Origin of the sequence: Burkholderia sp. BCC1640, from assembly GCF_902833125.1 — a bacterium.
GTDB lineage: Bacteria > Pseudomonadota > Gammaproteobacteria > Burkholderiales > Burkholderiaceae > Burkholderia > Burkholderia diffusa.
The window spans coordinates 1-626 of sequence record NZ_CADFEF010000120.1; the positions used below are offsets into that span (position 1 = coordinate 1).

Annotated in this window: 1 protein-coding gene and 1 pseudogene; both read right to left on the minus strand. The window is 62.8% G+C overall.

Translation table 11 applies throughout. The features are described 5' to 3' along the window. Window positions 1–182: pseudogene (locus HWX25_RS32765) on the minus strand (helix-turn-helix transcriptional regulator); the annotation flags it as partial. A gap of 96 nt (window positions 183–278) precedes the next feature. Further along, window positions 279–626, minus strand: a 348-nt coding sequence (locus tag HWX25_RS32770) for a MerR family DNA-binding protein (RefSeq protein WP_175912735.1), incomplete at its 5' end; no start/stop codon positions are given.

Consider the following 626-nt stretch of genomic DNA (forward strand, 5'->3'; position numbering starts at 1 on the left):
ACCACCACCAGGTGGTCGCGCAGCAGACGCTCAAGCGTCTGGTAGAGGCTGTTGCGCTGGCGGACGTTGATCACTTCGTCCTTGCCGCGCAGTTTGATCAGCTGCTGGATCCGATAGGCGTGCATCGGCGCTTCGGTCAGCATCGCCAGCACGGCCAGTGCGAGAGGGGAAAATTTCGGCATGAGCCAGTCGAATCCATCATCAATTTGTGACTAGTGATTTTATGACTGGTCATGAATTGACGCAATGGAGAACGCGAGTTCCGGCTGCGAGCGCGCCTAGCCGACGTGCGTGCGCTTGGCCGGCGCCTCCAGCGTTTCCATGGTCGCGAGGCCGTGCACGATGCCGCAATCCTCGACCGTGTGATCGCCCTGGCACTGCTCGCGCAATTCGCTGAGTTGGGCCTTCAGGTGCTGCAGTTCGACCAGCCGCGCATTGACGTGGCCGATGTGTTCGTCGAGCAGCGTGTTGATCGAATCGCAGCGATCGGCCGGGTCGTCGGTCAGGCGCAGCAGCGCGCGGATCTCGTCGTGCGTCATGTCCAGCGCGCGGCAGTTGCGGATGAACCGCAGGCGCTCGACGTGGACCTCGGTGTAGCGCCGGTAATTGGCGTCGGTGCGCTCGGC